Raw genomic sequence first — 17,726 nt, forward strand, 5'->3', positions numbered from 1 at the left:
ACGACATTTGTCGTATCCAACTCTAAGCAAATTTTGAAGTCACTCTAGACTACCACACTAAACCTATCACGTTTTACTTTACAAAAAGAAATTTAAGCTACAATTTTCTTATAGTAAAATATAATTAGTGATAAATGAAAGTACTAGTAGCAGGAACAACATGATTTATATTGATTTAAAGAGTATTCATGGGAAAAAATAAAATATGTGTAATAGGCTTAGGTTGTGTTGATATAAGTGATTATTGGGCTGATAAAGTTGAAGTAATGGAAGGTTATAAGCAATGAAAGGCATAATTCTAGCAGGAGGAAGTGGTACAAGACTTTACCCCGTAACTAGAAGTATCAGTAAGCAACTTTTACCAATATATGATAAGCCAATGATTTATTACCCATTATCAGTTTTAATGCTAGCAGGAATAAAAGAAATACTAGTTGTTTCAACTTCACAAGATATAGGTAAATTTGAAGAACTTTTAGGAGATGGTAGTGACTGGGGAATAAAGTTAGAATATAAAATACAACCAAGTCCAGATGGATTAGCACAAGCATTTATTTTGGGTGAAGATTTTATAGGAAATGGTAGTGTTTGTTTAATTCTTGGAGATAATATTTTTTATGGACAAGGTTTTTCTACTATGTTACAAAAAGCAGCTTCTATTAAAAATGGTGCTATTATTTTTGGATATCAAGTTAAAGATCCTCAAAGATTTGGAGTTGTTGAATTTGATAAACATAACAAAGCTATAAGTATTGAAGAAAAACCAAATGAACCTAAGTCTAATTTTGCGGTCACAGGGTTATATTTTTATGATAACAGCGTAATTGAAATTGCAAAAAATGTAAAACCTTCTCATAGAGGCGAATTAGAAATCACAACTGTGAATGAGGAATATTTAAAGCAAAATAAATTAGAAGTTAAACTTCTTGGTCGTGGGTTTGCTTGGCTAGATACAGGGACTCATGATAGTCTGATAGAAGCTGGTCAATTTGTACAAACAATTGAACATAGACAAGGTTATAAAATAGCTTGTTTAGAAGAAATTGCCTATAATAATAAATGGATTACAAAAAAACAAGTTTTAAAAATATCAGAACCTCTAAGTAAAAATAGTTATGGTAAATACTTACAAGAGTTGGTTGAAAATGACTAATATATTATTAACAGGAACAGCAGGATTTATAGGTTCAAACTTTGTAGCATACTTTCTAGATAAGTATGAAGATTATAACTTAATAAATTTAGATCTTTTAACATATGCTGGAAACCTAGATAATTTAGCTGAATGTAAAGATAATCCTAGGTATAAATTCATAAAAGGCGATGTCTGTAACAGAGAATTAGTTGAATTTATATTTAATGAATATAATATCCAAGGTGTAATCCACTTTGCAGCAGAATCACATGTAGATAATTCCATTAAAAATCCAGGTATATTTGTACAAACAAATGTAAATGGTACATTTGCTCTAATAGATGTAGCATACAAATACTGGATGGATAAACCATTTCAATATAAATCTAAATATCAAGATTGTAGATTTCATCATATTTCAACAGATGAAGTATATGGGACATTGGGTGAAAAGGGATTATTTACAGAGTTAACACCGTATGCACCAAATTCTCCATACTCAGCTTCTAAAGCATCTTCAGATATGATTATTAGAGCATATAATGAAACATATGGAATGAATACAGTTATAACAAACTGTTCAAATAACTATGGACCAAAACAACATGATGAAAAACTAATTCCTACTATTATTAGAAAAGCACTCTCTGGTGAATCTATTCCTGTCTATGGTGATGGTAAAAACATACGTGACTGGTTATATGTATTAGATCACTGTAAAGGCATAGATATAGTTTATCATAATGGTAAAACTGCGAATACATATAATATAGGTGGAAGAAATGAAAGAACAAATCTTCAAATAGTAGATAGTATTTGCACTATCTTAGATGAAAAAGCCCCATCAAAAACTCTATCTTCATATAAAGATTTGATAACATTTGTAGAAGATAGAGCAGGACATGATAGAAGATATGCAATAGATGCAACAAAATTAGAAGAAGACCTTGGTTGGAAAGCTAATGAAAACTTTGATACAGGTATTATTTTAACCGTTGATTGGTATTTGGAGAAACAAAAATGACAAGTAAATTAGTAGAATTTAATGTAATGGGCGATGAGAGAGGTCAACTTATTGCTTTAGAAGAAAATAAAGAAATTCCTTTTGATATAAAAAGAGTATTTTATATATTTGGTACAAAGGAAAATATTCCAAGAGGCGAACATTCTCATTATAAAACAAAACAATTTTTAGTTGCAGTAAATGGTAGTTGTAAAGTTACATTAGATAATGGGCAAGAAAAAAAAACTTTCGATTTAAATAATAGAAATAAGGGTCTTTTTCAAGAAGCTTTGATTTGGGGGACAATGCATAGTTTTAGTGAAGATTGTGTATTGATGGTTTTAGCCAATGACTTTTATGACTCAAAAGATTATATTACTGATTACAATGTTTTCTTAAAGGAAGTTAATTAATGATTCATCCTTTATCAGATGTGCAAACTAAAAATATTGGAGAAAATACAAATATATGGCAGTTCTGTGTTGTGTTAAAAGATGCAAAAATTGGAAGTAATTGTAATATTAATGCTAATGTTTTGATAGAAAATGATGTAATTATTGGAAATAATGTTACTGTAAAAAGTGGTGTTCAAGTTTGGGATGGAATAACTTTAGAGGATAATGTATTTATAGGACCAAATGTAACTTTTACAAATGATTTAATGCCTAGAAGTAAACAATATCCAAAAAAATTTCTAAAAACTAATATAAAAAAATCAGCTTCAATAGGTGCAAATAGTACAATAGTTGGTGGGATTACAATTGAAAAATATGCATTGATAGGGGCAGGAAGTGTTGTAACAAAAAATATAGGAATTCAAGAACTTTGGTATGGAAACCCAGCAAAACATAAAGGCTATATTTGTAAATGTGGTCAAAAATGTAATATAGAATTGATATGTAAAAATTGTAAGGAAAATATAAAATGATTCCATTTTTAGATTTAAAAAGTATAAATGCTCAGTATAGAACTGAGTTAATTGAAGCTTGTACTAGAGTTATTGATAGTGGTTGGTATATTCAAGGAAATGAGTGTAAAGAATTTGAAAAAGAGTTTGCAAAATATTGTGGTACTGAGTATGCTATTGGTGTTGCAAATGGACTCGATGCACTTATTTTAATTTTAAGAGCTTATAAAGAGCTAGGAGTTATAAAAGATGGTGATGAAGTTATCGTACCTTCAAATACTTACATAGCTTCAATTCTTGCAATTTCAGAAAATAATTTAGTACCCGTTTTAGTAGAACCTGATATAAATACATATTTGATTGATCCATCTAAAATAGAAAAAAAAATAACTTTAAAAACAAAGGTTATTTTACCAGTACATTTGTATGGGCAAACTTGTAATATGGATGAGATTAATGATATTGCAAAAAAATATAATTTAAAAGTGATAGAAGATTCAGCCCAATCACATGGGGCATACTTTAAAGGTAAAAAAACTGGGAATTTAGGTGATGCAAGCGGCTTTAGTTTTTATCCTGGAAAAAATTTAGGTGCTTTGGGTGATGCTGGAGCAGTAACAACTAGTGATGGTGAATTAGCAAATGCTATAAAAGCATTAGGTAACTATGGAAGTAATAAAAAATATGAGAACCTTTATAAAGGTGTAAATAGTAGACTTGATGAGATACAGGCTGCAATGCTAAGAGTAAAAATAAAACATTTAGATGAAGAAACAAATAGAAGAAAAGAGATAGCAATCTATTATCTTGAAAATATAAAAAATGAAAATATAATTTTACCTACTGTAAGAACTAATGATAATCATGTATGGCATCTGTTTATAATCAGAACAAAACAAAGAGATGAACTACAAAAATATTTACTCGATAATGGGATTCAAACACTTATTCATTATCCTTTAGCCCCGCATAAACAAGAAGCTTATAAAGAATGGAAAAATGAAAGTTACGACATAAGTGAACAAATACATGATGAAGTATTGAGTTTGCCCATTAGTGGAGTTCAGAGTTTTGAAAATACTATTAAAATAGTGAAGGCAGTAAATGAATTCAACTAAAAGGAATTTATATTTTTTTTTCCCATATAGAGGTGTGGGTGGTGTTCCTATACTTTTTTTAAGATTGGCGAACTATTTGTCAAATATAAATTCATATAATATCTTTTTGATTGACTATGTAGATGGATATATGGCAAAAAGTTATAATAAAAGTAAAAATATCCTGTTAGTAAAATATGCAACGAATGAAATGATTAATTTTAAAGATAATGATATAGTAGTATTTCAGTCAATGCCACTATGGGGAATGCCATCTAATCTTAATTTTAGTAAAAAGACAAAACTAATCTATTGGAATCTTCATCCTTACAATATGTTTGGTTATGCTTCAAGTATAAGTAAGTATTTTAAAAATCAATTTGTTCAAAAGTTAGTAACTATTGGATTTAGATATTTCATATACTTTTATGATAAAAAATCGGTTCAAATTTTTAATGATAAAAAATCTATTTACTTTATGGATGGTGAAAATTATATTAAAACCAAGGAATTACTTGATGTAGATATAGCAAATCCATTGTATTCACCACTAATAATTGATGATATAGATAATATTAAACAACAATACACACCAAATGATAATATTTTAAATTCTATATGGATAGGAAGAATTGGAGATTTTAAAGTTCATATTTTACTTTATACTTTACAACAACTCAATAAAATAGCAAAAAACTATAAAAAAAGTATAGTTTTTACTATAGTTGGAAGAGGAGAATATTTAGACTATTTGCAAGAGCAAACAAATAGTTTAAATGATATAGAGATTAAATACATTGATTATATAGATCCAAATGATTTAAAAGAATTCTTAATAGATATGGATATTGGCTTTGCTATGGGAACTGCAACTCTTGATTTTGCAAAGTATGGATTACCTACTGTTTTACTTGACTTTGCCTATGAAGAAATAACTAAAGATTATAGGTTTGATTGGCTGTATAATACTAAAAATTTTACTCTTGGGAGACAAATCACTAATGCTTTATGTGTAAAAAACAATACAAGTTTAAAAGATATTATAGTGAGTTTAGAAGATAGTTATCAGTTGTTATCTCAAAAATCTTTCGAATATATAAAAAATAATTTTGATGTTGCAATAAATGCAGATAAATTTATATTATTAATTGAAAAGTCAACTTTGGTTTATGATGATTTAAATAAAAAATACTTTGATATGAATATGTTCCATAAAGTTATTGGTGCAAAGAAGTATTATAATGCTTAATGGTATAAAACAATTTAAAGAAAAATTATATTTCTTAATAACTACAAAAGATAAAAAAGATATAAGAAATGTTTTGTTACTTGGGTTTGTAGTTGGATTATTTGAATTAATTGGACTTGCTTTAATTGTGTTGATGATACAGATTTTTACAAATCTAGAAATTGTGTCATCTAATAAAGTTTTAAATTTTATATATGAAATATTGGCAAATAAAAATATAGAACTTTTTGTAGGAATTGTGGCAGGTAGTATTTTTATTTTTTATACATTAAAACTAGTGTTATCAATACTAAATGCAAAGATGATGGCAAAACTTACGAGTAATCTTTATATAGATATATCCAAAAAACTTTTTGAAAATTACTTAAATTACTACTATAGAGATTTTGGTAAAAAAAATACAGCAGAGATAAATCAAATGCTATTGATTGAATCAGATAATTTAGCTCTTATGGTTTCAAATACTATTTACTTGATTATTCATTTGATGATTATTTCTATGCTGTATGCTTATATGGTTTATATTGATTATATACTTACCTCTATAGTGACAGTTATTATAATTTTTTTTGGGTATTTATATAAAACTTTTTTAAATCATAAACTTACAATAATGGGAAATGAAAGAATAGATGCAGTAAATACTTATATGAAGCTTATTAAAAGTACATTTGCAAACTATAAGTTTATAAAAGGTATTGACAATGATTATATTGAAAATAATCTTTCTAAAAGTACATTAAACTACAAAAAAACAAGAGTTGATATGTTGTATTGGGCTGAAGTACCTAGGGTATTTTTGGAGTTTATTATCATTGCAATCATGATAGGAATACTTGTATTTATTAAACTTAAATATGAACAAACAGAAGATTTACTTTTGGTTGTAAGTGCTTATGCCTTGGCCCTTTTTAGGATGTTGCCTTCACTTTCAAGAGTTATGAGTGGTGTTAATATCATCAATATGTATAAAAAAACTCTAGATATGGTTCATATCGAGTTCACACAAGAGATAGAGAATATTAAATTAGATACAAAGTTAGTGTTTAATAATGTGATAGAACTTCATAAGGTTAGTTATGAATATGAACAAGGAGAAAAAAAAGCTCTTGATAATATTAGTTTGTTTATCAAACAAGGGGATAAAATAGCAATAGTAGGAGAAAGTGGCTCGGGAAAAAGTACATTGATGGATACTCTTATAGGTCTTCATTTGCCCTCATCTGGAAATTTTTTTATTGATGATATAGAAATAAATGATAAAGATATCTCTTCATGGAGAAAAACAGTTTCCTTTGTACCTCAAAAGGTAGTTCTTTTTGAATCTAATGTAAAAGAAAATATTACTTTCGGAAAAGAATATAATGAAAAACTTTTTAAAGAAGTTTTAGAAGATGTGTTTATGTATGATATAGTTATGTCAAAGGGTGGAATAGAAGCAAAAGTAGGCGATGAAGTCTCAGGTTTTAGTGGTGGTCAGATGCAAAGAATCGCTTTTGCCAGAGCTCTTTATCAAGAAAGAGATATAATATTTTTGGATGAAGCAACATCATCTTTAGATGAGGAAGTAGAAAAACAGATTATAGATAGATTACTTAATAAATACAAAAATAAAACAATAATAGCCATAGTCCATAAAGAAAGTATTGCAAAAAAATATGATAAAATTATCAGACTAAAGGACGGCAAGATTGTTAAAGAATAAATTACAAAATAATCAACTAACTGTAGGTTCGTGGATAACGATGGGGAATGCTTCTGTTGTTGAAGTTATGGCTACCGCCGGTTTTGAATGGTTGTGCATTGATATGGAACATACTTCCATAGACCTTTCAACTGCTAAAATGTTAATAACAACCATACAAGCTAATAACATGAAAGCACTTGTTAGAGTTAGTAAAAATGAAGAAGTAGCAATTAAAAAAGTTATGGATATGGGTGCAGATGGTATTATTGTGCCAATGGTTAAATCAAAAGAAGAAGCTCAAATGGCGGTAGATTTTGTAAAATATCCACCTACTGGAAAAAGAGGTGTAGGATTGTATAGAGCCCAAGGATATGGCACTAAATTTGAAGAGTATAAAAAATGGGTAGAAGAAGAAGCTGTTATAATCGCTCAAATAGAGCACATAGAAGCAGTGGAAAATATAGAAGAAATCTTATCTGTGGAAGGAATCGATGGAACTATTGTAGGACCTTATGATTTATCTGGTTCAATGGGTGTACCTGGAGATTATTTTAGAGATGATGTACAAGAAGCAATAATAAGAGTAAAAAATGCTTGCAAAAAATATAATAAACCTTATGGTTTCCATGTAATAGAGTCAGATCCATCTAAACTACAAAGTAGAATAGATGAAGGGTGTACTTTTTTAGCTTATAGTGTAGATTTCTTTTTCTTGGGTGATATGGCAAGAGAAGGTATGAATAAAATAAAAGAAGGATTAAAATAATGAAAGTAATAGCAATAATACCGGCAAGAATGAGTTCAAGTAGATTTCCAGGTAAGCCTATGGCAGATATACTTGGTATGCCTATGATTGGTCATGTGTACAAAAGAGTAAAGATGAGTAAGGCACTTGATGAAGTCTATATTGCAACATGTGATAAAGAAATATATAGCTACGCCGAATCAATAGGTGCAAAAGCCGTAATGACAAAAGACACTCACGAGAGAGCAAGTGATAGATGCGCAGAAGCAATGCTAAAGATAGAGGAAGCAAATCCAGCAGATAAATGTGACATTATGGTTTTAGTTCAAGGAGATGAGCCACTTACTCATCCAAATATGATAGATGAGGCAGTCAATCCTATGCTTAAAGATAATAGCATAAAAATAACAAACCTTGCAGGAGAGATAACATCACAGTTTGATTATGAAAATCCTAATGAAGTAAAAGCAGTTATGGATAAAAACTGGAATGCAATGTATTTTAGTAGAGAACCAATCCCATCAAAGAAAAAATTTAGTGGTGCAATACCAATGTATAAACAAGTGCCAATCATACCATTTACAAGAGATTTTTTACTTGAATATAATGAGATGGAACCAACTCCTTTGGAAATAATAGAATCTGTGGATATGTTAAGAGTTTTGGAAAATGATATTAAAATAAAGATGATACCGACTAAGTATAAAGTAAAAGCTGTAGATGTTCCTGCTGATATTGATGTTGTTTTAGAAATGTTTAAAAATGATGAATTAAAAAGTAGGTATTTATAATGTATATTTTAGGAATATCAGCTTTTTATCATGATTCAGCAGCTACATTGATAAAAGATGGTGAAATTATAGCGGCAGCACAAGAAGAGAGATTTACAAGAATTAAACAAGACGCTTCATTTCCTAAAAATGCAATCGCCTTTTGTTTAGATAACTGTAATATAAATTTAGACGATATTGAAAAGATAGTTTTTTATGATGATCCTAAATTAAAATTTAAAAGAATTTTAACTACTTATGTTGATTTTTTCCCAAAAAGTATTCTCTTTATATTTAAATCATTACCAATTTGGTTAACTAAAAAATTGTATTGGAAACAAAATCTTATCAATGATTTTAAAATAAATTTTAAAATAAATATTGATGAAAGTAAAATATTAAATACTACCCACCATAGATCACATGCAGCAAGTGCTTTTTTCGCATCACCATATGAAGATTCAGCAGTATTAGTTCTAGATGGGGTTGGAGAGTTTGAAACAACAACTTTATGGCATGGAAAAAAAAATAAGTTAACTCAAATAAAAAATTTAAAATTTCCACATTCAATAGGTTTACTCTATTCAGCTATTACGTACTATACTGGTTTTAAAGTAAATAGTGGAGAATATAAAGTTATGGGATTAGCTCCTTATGGTGAACCGAAATATGTAGAAACTATCAAAAACAGTTTAATAACAATTAATGAAAATGGGACATTTAAACTTGATATGAGTTATTTTGATTTTGCTACTGGTAGTAAAATGACTAATGACAAGTTTCATAAACTATTTGGACAAGAACCAAGAGAAGAAGAAACTGAAATAGGTCAATTTGAAATGGATATGGCAAGATCAATTCAAGATGTTGCAGAAGAAGTAATGCTAAAGTTATCAAATTATATCAAAGAAGAAACCAAGTCGGATAATCTTTGTTTAGCTGGAGGTGTTGCTTTAAACTGTGTAGGAAATGGAAAAATATTAAAAGCAAATATTTTTAAACATATTTGGATACAACCAGCAGCAGGTGATGCAGGTGGTTCTTTAGGTGCAGCTTTAAATTATTACTTTGATATCTTAGAGAATAAGAGAATAGTAGATAATAAAAATGATTCTATGAAAGGTTCATATTTAGGTCCTGAATTTTCAGAACAAGATATTGAATCATATTTAAATAGTATAGATGCAGACTTTATAAAGTATGATAATATCAATGAGCTTATTGAAGTAGTTTCTACTGCTTTGAGTGAAGAAAAAATTATAGGTTGGCATCAAGGAAAGATGGAATTTGGACCTAGATCACTTGGAGGAAGAAGTATTTTGGGTGATCCAAGAAGTCAAGAGATGCAAAAAACCATGAATCTTAAGATAAAATACAGGGAAAGTTTTAGACCATTTGCACCATCAGTATTAAGAGAAAAGGTTTCTGATTACTTCGAATTAGATGTAGACAGTCCTTATATGTTACTAGTAGCACCAATTAATAAATCTATGATAATTAAAATGTCCGATAATGAAGAGAAACTTTTTGGTATAGAAAAATTAAATATAAAAAGAAGTACTATACCCGCTGTTACCCATGTTGATTATTCTGCAAGAGTTCAAACAGTCCATAGTGAAACAAATCCAAAATATCATATGTTACTAGAGAGTTTTTATAAAAAAACAGGATGCCCAGTATTGGTCAATACATCCTTCAATGTTAGAGGTGAGCCAATCGTATGTACTCCAGAAGATAGCTATAGATGTTTCATGAGAACAGAGATGGATATGTTAGTTATCAATAACTATGTTATGTTAAAAAATAAACAGCCGAATTATCAAGATAAGGGAAATTGGCAAGAGGAATTTAAACTTGACTAATGTTAGAAATGATATATTTCCTCAGATGAGAGAATATGATCAAATGGAATCAGGTAAAATAGTTCCATTTGCTATGCTTTCTGGTCCTATTAGTTATAAAAGTGAGAATATTCATACAGATAGACATGGGTTTAGAGTTAGTAAGTTTAAAAATAACTATATTAGTATGGATGACATCTCAAAATTTGATGACATAAATATCATAATTGGTGGTTCAACAGTATTTGGTGTTGGATCAACTTCTAATGATACTACAATTTCTTCAATCTTATCTCAAAAAACCAATGAGCCATGGTTTAATTTGGGAATAAGAGGTGGAGTGTCATTTACGGAGTATATTCATCTAATCAGATTTATATATAAAGCAAAAAATGTTAAACAGATTGTATTTTTTAGTGGAATTAACGATATATATATAAATATGCTTACAGAGTATAAGAATGATTTTGATAATAGATTTGAAAATAACAAAGTGGAATATGGATGCAAAAGAAAATTAATAAGCACTGTTTTGTCTAAACTATATTTTATAAAACAATCAGATATTGAGGATTTATCATTAAAAGATATGATTTTATACCCTTTTATTAAGAAAGAAGAAGTAAAAGAAAAAAAACTAACAGACAACGAACAAGTTGAGATATTATTTGAAAATTTTAGAAGAAATTTTTTACTTTATTCAGCATTAAGCAAGCAGTTTGATACTAAAGTAACTTATATATTGCAACCTTTCTCTGATTGGACAGATAAAGAATTTACAAATGATGAATTAGAAGTTTTTGAATATTTAGAAAAATTACAAAAAGGCTCAAAATGGGCATCACATAAAAGTAAATTAAGTAAAGAATTATATTATAGGGTTTCTACTTTTATGTCAGAAGAATTAAATAACTTAAATATTAAATTTATAGATTCCCATAATGAATTTAACACTAAAGAAACAATATTTGTAGATGCTGTGCATATAAACGATATAGGGAACCAAATTGCAAGTGAGATTATATTTAATAGCATAAAGGATGAATAATCATGAAAATTATAAATATAATAATTGATTTTTTTAAGAAATTATTTAAGAAAAAAAATAAGAATAGAGATGATAATTACCCAATGTGGTAGAAGCAAAGAATGAAAAAGAGAGAAAATGAAAGAGAATGAAATAAGACCTCAAGAGCTATTTAATGAACTTTTGAGATTAAATAGATTAGATATTGATAAATATTTTCATAATGCAAATACCAAATCAATATTCTGTCCGGCTTGTGAAAGTCAAGGAGTTCATACATTTAATAAAAATGAATTTGGATTTGATGAGTGTCCTAAATGTAAAACACTATATGTGTCTCCTCGCCCTTATAGAGAATATTTTGATGCTTATTACACTGATTCAGAATCTACAAAATTTTGGGCAACTACTTTTTATAAAGCCACTGAAAAAAATAGACGAGAGATGCTTTGGAAACCAAAAGCTCAAATGATTCTCGATAAAATAAATACTTTTTCACCAAATACACAAAAAATAGTAGATATAGGTGGAGGTTATGGGATATTTATTGAAGAGTTCTTAAAAATATCTTCTTTAAGACATCTTGTAGTAGAACCATCTGAATATTTATCTCAAGTATGTAGAGAAAAAGGTTTAGATGTACTCATGAAATTTTTAGAAGATATTCAAATAAATGAGCTTTCGGATGCTACTAAAACATTTGTTAGTTTTGAACTTTTTGAGCATCTTCACGATCCAAAAGAGTTTTTGGATACCTTACATAAATTAATGAATAAAAATGATGTTTTTATATTTACAACATTAAGTGGGATGGGGGTAGATATTAGAACACTTTGGGATGAGTCAAAACCTGTGAGTCCTCCAATGCATTTGAATTTTTTTAATCCTAAATCAATACAAATATTACTCGAGAGCATAGGCTTTGAAACACTTGAGATTACTACTCCAGGAAAGCTTGACATAGATATTATGAATAACAGTAAAGAAAACTTAAAAGATAGATTTTGGAAAGATTTTTTGGAATATTCATCAGAAGAAGAAAAAAATAATATGCAAAAATATTTAAGTAAAAATCTGCTTAGTTCTCACATGATGATAGTTTGTAGAAAGGTTTAAAATGAATCCTAAAATAGTTGTAACAGCTAATGCTTTTTCAAAAAATGAAGTTTTAGTAAACCAGTTAAAAAAGTTTACTGATAATATAGTATTAAACACTACAGGAAGATATACTAAAGATGAATTAATATCAAATTTAAAAGATGCGGATGGTGCGATAGTTGGACTTGATAAGATAGATAAAAGCGTACTTCAAGAATGTAAAAATTTAAAAATAGTGGCAAAGTATGGAGTTGGACTTGATAATATTAATGTAGCTGATTGTAAAGATTCGAATATAGCAGTTGGATGGACTGGTGGAGTAAATAAAACTTCAGTAGCAGAGATGACATTAGGTTATATGCTTATGCTTATTAGAAATTTATATGTAACATCAAATAAACTAAAAGATGGCATATGGAATAAATCAGGCGGATTCCAGCTAAGTGGCAAAACGGTTGGTATTATAGGCGTAGGACATATAGGAAAAGAAGTTATAAGACTTTTAGAACCATTTAGATGTAAAATACTTGTAAATGACATTATTGATCAAACAGAGTATTATAAAAAGAATAATCTAATAGAAGTTTCAAAAGAGCAAATATTTCAGGAATCTGATATTATTACTATACATACTCCCTTTACTGAAGATACAGAAAATTTAGTAACATTGGATAAATTAAAAGAGATGAAAAATAGTGCATATATCATTAATACAGCTAGAGGCGGTATAATAAACGAAAATGATTTAAAAGTAGCTATAAAAGATGGAATAATTGCAGGTGCAGCTATAGATGCTTATGTAACAGAACCACCAGCAGATAAAGAGTTTATAGCTTTAGCAAATCTGATATCTACTCCACATATAGGTGGTAATGCAAAAGAAGCTGTTGAAGCGATGGGATTTAGTGCAATAAAACATTTGGAAATTTTTTTTAAGGATAATCAATGAGCTTAGTGAATGAAAATTTATTTGACATAAATAATATAAAACCAAAAGAGATAAACGATTTTATACATAAACAACATTTGGAGTATGATGGTTTAACAACACTAAGAAGTACTTGTCCTGCTTGTAATAGTAGCAAATATATATTTGCTTTTGATAAGTATACATTTCATTATGTTCAATGTTTTGATTGTAAAAGCCTTTATGTGCAAAACTCAATAGATACGCTAGAATTTGATAAGTATTCAAAAAATCTAGAAAATAAGATATATGCGACTGAAATATATAAAAAATATTTAAATGAGCTAGCAAATATAAACTATTTTGATTTGGAAATCACCTTTTCAAGACTGTTAGGAAAAGAGAAAAGTACAAAAGTTGGGTATATTGGAAATAAAGATGAAGTTTTTAAAAAAGTACTGAAAAAATTTAATATAAAGATTGAAAAATTTGATTTTCTTACTAAAAGTGACAATTGTAAATTTGATCTTATAATAATAGACCACTCATTAGAAAAAGCAATAGATTTAAATGAATTAATTTCAAACGTCTATGACTGTCTAAATAATGACGGTTTTATCTATGTTTTATCAAGAGTAGGGAGTGGTATAGATATCTTAACTCTTTGGGAAGATAGTAAAGTTTACCCAATAGAACATCAAAACTTATTGTCAGTAGATGGCATGAAACATCTGCTTCTAAAAAATGGGTTTAATATAAAAGAGTTAAATACACCTGGTACTTTAGATGTTGATAACATATTAAATAGCAACTCGAAAAATATTCCAAAATTTTTAGAATATTTAAAAAGTTTTGAAAAAGAAAATGCTTTAGATGATTTTAGGGTATTTCTTCAAAAAAATTTATTAAGCTCATTCGCAACATTAATTGCACAAAAGGACTCAAAATGAATAAAGAAAATTTTATATTAAGTTATATTGATAGATTAAAAAACCTTTTGGATAAGGTAGATACAGAATCAATTTCCAAAATTATTGATTTGCTTGAAGAGACACAGCAAAAGGGTGGTGTAATTTATGTGATAGGTAATGGTGGAAGTTCTGCTACTGCTTCTCATATGGCAAATGATTTAAATGTTGGCTTAAAAAGAAGAGGAATTAGAAAATTTAATGTTGTATCCTTGGCGGATAATAGTCCGGTAATAACTGCTATTTCAAATGATATTGGATATGAAAATATATTTTATATGCAACTTGAAGATGTTGTAAACTCTAAAGATTTAATTATTGCTATTTCTTGTAGTGGAAATTCACCAAATATAACAAAAGCAGTAAAATATGCAAAAGAAAAAGATGTTAAAATTGTTGGGTGCACAGGCTTTGATGGTGGTGAATTAAAACAACTTAGTGATGTGGTTTTTCATGTCAATGCTCCAAAAGGTGAATATGGATTAGTAGAAGATATGCATATGATTTTAGATCATATAATTTACTCATACTATATATCTTTAGGAAATGATGAATGATCAATATTGCTATTATAGGAATGGGCAAAATTGGCAAAACAAGAGCTCAAACGATAAAAGAAAACAAACATACTCAACTAATAGCAGCTTTTGATGTAGATAGCTCTCAGCTTGATGAGTTTGGCGATATTATTAAGTGTAGTGAAGTTGATGAAATATTTAAAATAAATGATTTAGATGCAGTAATAATTTGTACTTTTAATAAATATGCACCAGAATACACTATAAAAGCATTAAATACTGGACTACATGTATTTTGTGAAAAACCACCGGCTAGAACTTCATCCGAAGTAGAGGCTGTTAGAGAGGTGGAAATCAATAAAGGATTAATACTAAAATATGGATTTAACCACAGGTATCATCATTCAGTTATAGAAGCTAAAAAACTTATAGAAAATAATATTTTTGGAAAGCTTTTGTGGATGAGAGGTGTATATGGAAAAGCTGGTGGAAATAAATTTTCTGACAATTGGAGAAATAACAAAGAGGAATCAGGTGGAGGAATATTAATAGATCAAGGTATTCATATGCTTGACCTTTTGAGGCTTTTTGCCGGTGATTTTAAAGAAATAAAAAGTATGGTTAAAACTAATTATTGGGATATTGCAGTGGAAGACAACGCCTTTGCACTTATGCAAACAGATGATGGCATAATGGCAACTATTCACTCATCTGCTACTCAATGGAGACATAAGTTTTTACTTGAAATGAGCTTTGAAAATGGATATATAAATCTAGATGGTATATTATCTGGTACTAGAAGTTATGGTGATGAAACATTAACTATAGCAAAAAGACAGTTTGAAAATGATACTTTTGCCATGGGTAAACCTAGAGAAGAGAAGATATATTTTGATACTGATGAATCATGGAAGTTAGAATTAGATGAATTTGTAGAGTGCATATTAGAAAAAAAAGATGTGTATAATGGAAATAGCTATGATGCGCTTAAAGTTATGCAGTTAATAGAAGCTATATATAAAGAGTCAGGTTATTATGAAAAATAAAAAAGTTTTGCTAACTGGAGGAAGTAGGGGTATTGGTAAAGCGATAAAAGAAAGCTTAGTGGCAACAGGACTTTATGATGTTATTACGCCGAGTAGTGAGGAACTTGATTTATCTGATATTTCAAGCGTAGAAGCTTATTGTAATAAAGATTTAGAATTTGATATATTAATTAATAATGCCGGTGTTAATTTTATTAGAAAAATTCATGAAATTACTCCTAAAGAAATTGAAATTCTAAATAATATCAATTTAGTATCACCACTGTTATTGACTCAAAAAGTAGTTGAATATATGAAATCTCAAAGATATGGGAAAATTTTAAATGTAAGCTCTATTTGGGGTATAAAATCTAAAGAATTTAGGACTTTGTACTCTGGCAGTAAATTTGGAATAATAGGACAGACTAAAGCATTGTCAAGAGAGTTGGGTGTTGATAATATTCTTATAAATGCTCTCTGCCCAGGATATGTGATGACAGATATGACAGATATGACAGTTCCAAAAGATGAACAAGAGATAATAAAAACTACTATTCCACTCAAAAGATTTGCCCAACCAAATGAAATTGCAAATATGGTTGCATTTTTAATTTCTGAGAAAAATAGTTATATGACTGGTCAAACAGTTGTTGTTGATGGAGGATTTACAGCATGAGCAAATTAGAGTTGAATTCAAATATACATAATTATGAAGTGGCGTTTTGTGATAGTTTTAATTTTTTAGATGATTTGATGAATATAGAGAAAAAAGTATTTGTTATTGATAAAAATGTTTATAAATTATACAAAGAGCTATTCAAAAACATCAGAAAAGATGAGCTGTTTTTATTTGATGCTATAGAAGAGAAAAAAACTTTAAAAACTGTAGAAAAAATTTATAAATTTTTAGCAACAAAAGATGCAAAAAGAAATATTACTTTAATTTCTATAGGTGGTGGCATTACTCAAGACGTTACAGGCTTTGTTGCTTCGACATTATACAGAGGTATTAAATGGATTTTTATACCTACAACATTTTTAGCACAAGCAGATAGCTGTATCGGGAGTAAAACGTCACTGAATTTTGAAACGTATAAAAATATTTTAGGTGGTTTCTACCCTCCAAATAAAATATTTATCCAACCAGACTTTTTAGATACTTTAAGTAAAAAAGATTATTACAGTGGCATTGGAGAGGTTATAAAGTTTGCTTTACTAAAAGAGTCTTATCCTAAAGATTTTAACTCTATTGTAAACATGGTTGAACAAGTAAAAAGAAAAAATGACAGATTAGTTACCATCAAGAAGACTATGCAAGTGAAAAAAATATATATAGATGAAGATGAGTTTGATACAGGAAAAAGAAACTTATTTAATTACGGACACTGTTTTGGCCATGCTTTAGAAAATTCATCGCACTATGAGATACCCCACGGTATAGCTGTAATCATAGGCATGATTTATGCAAATATAGTAGCATTAAATAGAAGTTTAATATCTAAGGATATATATAAATTTTTAAACAAAAAATTATTTTTACCTAATATTCCTATAAAGCTTAATATTAAACTTTTTGATGAAAAAATACTACTTGAGTCTATGAAAAATGATAAAAAACGAGTTGGTAAAGACTTGACTATAGTAATACCAACGGATGATGATATAAGAGCTATTAAGGTGGACGACTTGACATTTACTGAGTTTAGTAAATCATACAATCAGTTATTAAAAATATTGAAGTTAAAGTGA

18 protein-coding genes are annotated in these 17,726 nt (G+C 28.4%); all 18 read left to right on the forward strand.

Annotated elements, in window-relative coordinates; translation table 11 throughout:
* The first annotated feature begins 283 nt into the window (after window positions 1–283).
* A complete protein-coding gene (gene rfbA, locus ACLHDE_RS03690) occupies window positions 284–1,153 on the forward strand; it encodes a glucose-1-phosphate thymidylyltransferase RfbA (RefSeq protein WP_415397863.1) in 870 nt (289 codons plus the stop codon).
* Window positions 1,146–2,159: a dTDP-glucose 4,6-dehydratase gene (gene rfbB / locus ACLHDE_RS03695; RefSeq protein ID WP_415397864.1), complete on the forward strand. Its 1,014-nt coding sequence runs from the start codon at window positions 1,146–1,148 to the stop codon at window positions 2,157–2,159. The genes rfbA and rfbB overlap by 8 nt, the downstream gene beginning before the upstream one ends.
* Complete coding sequence (locus ACLHDE_RS03700; RefSeq protein WP_415397865.1) at window positions 2,156–2,551, forward strand: sugar 3,4-ketoisomerase; 396 nt, start codon at window positions 2,156–2,158, stop codon at window positions 2,549–2,551. Before rfbB ends, ACLHDE_RS03700 begins: the two co-directional genes overlap by 4 nt.
* On the forward strand, window positions 2,551–3,066 hold the full coding sequence (locus tag ACLHDE_RS03705) for a DapH/DapD/GlmU-related protein (RefSeq protein ID WP_415397866.1): 516 nt from the start codon (window positions 2,551–2,553) through the stop codon (window positions 3,064–3,066). The genes ACLHDE_RS03700 and ACLHDE_RS03705 overlap by 1 nt, the downstream gene beginning before the upstream one ends.
* Complete coding sequence (locus ACLHDE_RS03710) at window positions 3,063–4,163, forward strand: DegT/DnrJ/EryC1/StrS family aminotransferase (RefSeq protein WP_415397867.1); 1,101 nt, start codon at window positions 3,063–3,065, stop codon at window positions 4,161–4,163. Before ACLHDE_RS03705 ends, ACLHDE_RS03710 begins: the two co-directional genes overlap by 4 nt.
* Entirely contained in the window at window positions 4,150–5,391 is a 1,242-nt protein-coding gene (locus ACLHDE_RS03715) for a hypothetical protein (RefSeq protein WP_415397868.1), read from the forward strand. Before ACLHDE_RS03710 ends, ACLHDE_RS03715 begins: the two co-directional genes overlap by 14 nt.
* Window positions 5,366–7,096 carry an ATP-binding cassette domain-containing protein gene (locus tag ACLHDE_RS03720; protein ID WP_415397869.1) on the forward strand — a complete coding sequence of 577 codons (1,731 nt, stop codon included), beginning with the start codon at window positions 5,366–5,368 and terminating at the stop codon, window positions 7,094–7,096. Before ACLHDE_RS03715 ends, ACLHDE_RS03720 begins: the two co-directional genes overlap by 26 nt.
* Window positions 7,083–7,844, forward strand: coding sequence for an HpcH/HpaI aldolase family protein (locus tag ACLHDE_RS03725; RefSeq protein WP_415397870.1), 762 nt, complete (start codon window positions 7,083–7,085; stop codon window positions 7,842–7,844). Before ACLHDE_RS03720 ends, ACLHDE_RS03725 begins: the two co-directional genes overlap by 14 nt.
* Window positions 7,844–8,614: a 3-deoxy-manno-octulosonate cytidylyltransferase gene (locus tag ACLHDE_RS03730; RefSeq protein ID WP_415397871.1), complete on the forward strand. Its 771-nt coding sequence runs from the start codon at window positions 7,844–7,846 to the stop codon at window positions 8,612–8,614. Before ACLHDE_RS03725 ends, ACLHDE_RS03730 begins: the two co-directional genes overlap by 1 nt.
* The gene (locus ACLHDE_RS03735) at window positions 8,614–10,455 is read left to right on the forward strand and encodes a carbamoyltransferase (protein ID WP_415397872.1); all 1,842 of its coding nucleotides are present in this window, start codon (window positions 8,614–8,616) and stop codon (window positions 10,453–10,455) included. Before ACLHDE_RS03730 ends, ACLHDE_RS03735 begins: the two co-directional genes overlap by 1 nt.
* On the forward strand, window positions 10,448–11,482 hold the full coding sequence (locus tag ACLHDE_RS03740; RefSeq protein WP_415397873.1) for a hypothetical protein: 1,035 nt from the start codon (window positions 10,448–10,450) through the stop codon (window positions 11,480–11,482). The genes ACLHDE_RS03735 and ACLHDE_RS03740 overlap by 8 nt, the downstream gene beginning before the upstream one ends.
* A 117-nt stretch (window positions 11,483–11,599) precedes the next feature.
* On the forward strand, window positions 11,600–12,577 hold the full coding sequence (locus ACLHDE_RS03745) for a class I SAM-dependent methyltransferase (RefSeq protein WP_415397874.1): 978 nt from the start codon (window positions 11,600–11,602) through the stop codon (window positions 12,575–12,577).
* Between the two features lies 1 nt (window position 12,578).
* Entirely contained in the window at window positions 12,579–13,508 is a 930-nt protein-coding gene (locus ACLHDE_RS03750) for a phosphoglycerate dehydrogenase (protein ID WP_415397875.1), read from the forward strand.
* Window positions 13,505–14,416: a hypothetical protein gene (locus tag ACLHDE_RS03755; RefSeq protein WP_415397876.1), complete on the forward strand. Its 912-nt coding sequence runs from the start codon at window positions 13,505–13,507 to the stop codon at window positions 14,414–14,416. Before ACLHDE_RS03750 ends, ACLHDE_RS03755 begins: the two co-directional genes overlap by 4 nt.
* Complete coding sequence (locus ACLHDE_RS03760) at window positions 14,413–14,991, forward strand: SIS domain-containing protein (protein ID WP_415397877.1); 579 nt, start codon at window positions 14,413–14,415, stop codon at window positions 14,989–14,991. The genes ACLHDE_RS03755 and ACLHDE_RS03760 overlap by 4 nt, the downstream gene beginning before the upstream one ends.
* Window positions 14,988–15,998 carry a Gfo/Idh/MocA family protein gene (locus ACLHDE_RS03765; RefSeq protein WP_415397878.1) on the forward strand — a complete coding sequence of 337 codons (1,011 nt, stop codon included), beginning with the start codon at window positions 14,988–14,990 and terminating at the stop codon, window positions 15,996–15,998. The genes ACLHDE_RS03760 and ACLHDE_RS03765 overlap by 4 nt, the downstream gene beginning before the upstream one ends.
* Window positions 15,988–16,653 carry an SDR family NAD(P)-dependent oxidoreductase gene (locus ACLHDE_RS03770; RefSeq protein WP_415397879.1) on the forward strand — a complete coding sequence of 222 codons (666 nt, stop codon included), beginning with the start codon at window positions 15,988–15,990 and terminating at the stop codon, window positions 16,651–16,653. Before ACLHDE_RS03765 ends, ACLHDE_RS03770 begins: the two co-directional genes overlap by 11 nt.
* Window positions 16,650–17,726 carry an AroB-related putative sugar phosphate phospholyase (cyclizing) gene (locus ACLHDE_RS03775; protein ID WP_415397880.1) on the forward strand — a complete coding sequence of 359 codons (1,077 nt, stop codon included), beginning with the start codon at window positions 16,650–16,652 and terminating at the stop codon, window positions 17,724–17,726. Before ACLHDE_RS03770 ends, ACLHDE_RS03775 begins: the two co-directional genes overlap by 4 nt.

This window comes from Sulfurimonas iocasae, from assembly GCF_047716755.1.
Taxonomy (GTDB): domain Bacteria; phylum Campylobacterota; class Campylobacteria; order Campylobacterales; family Sulfurimonadaceae; genus Sulfurimonas.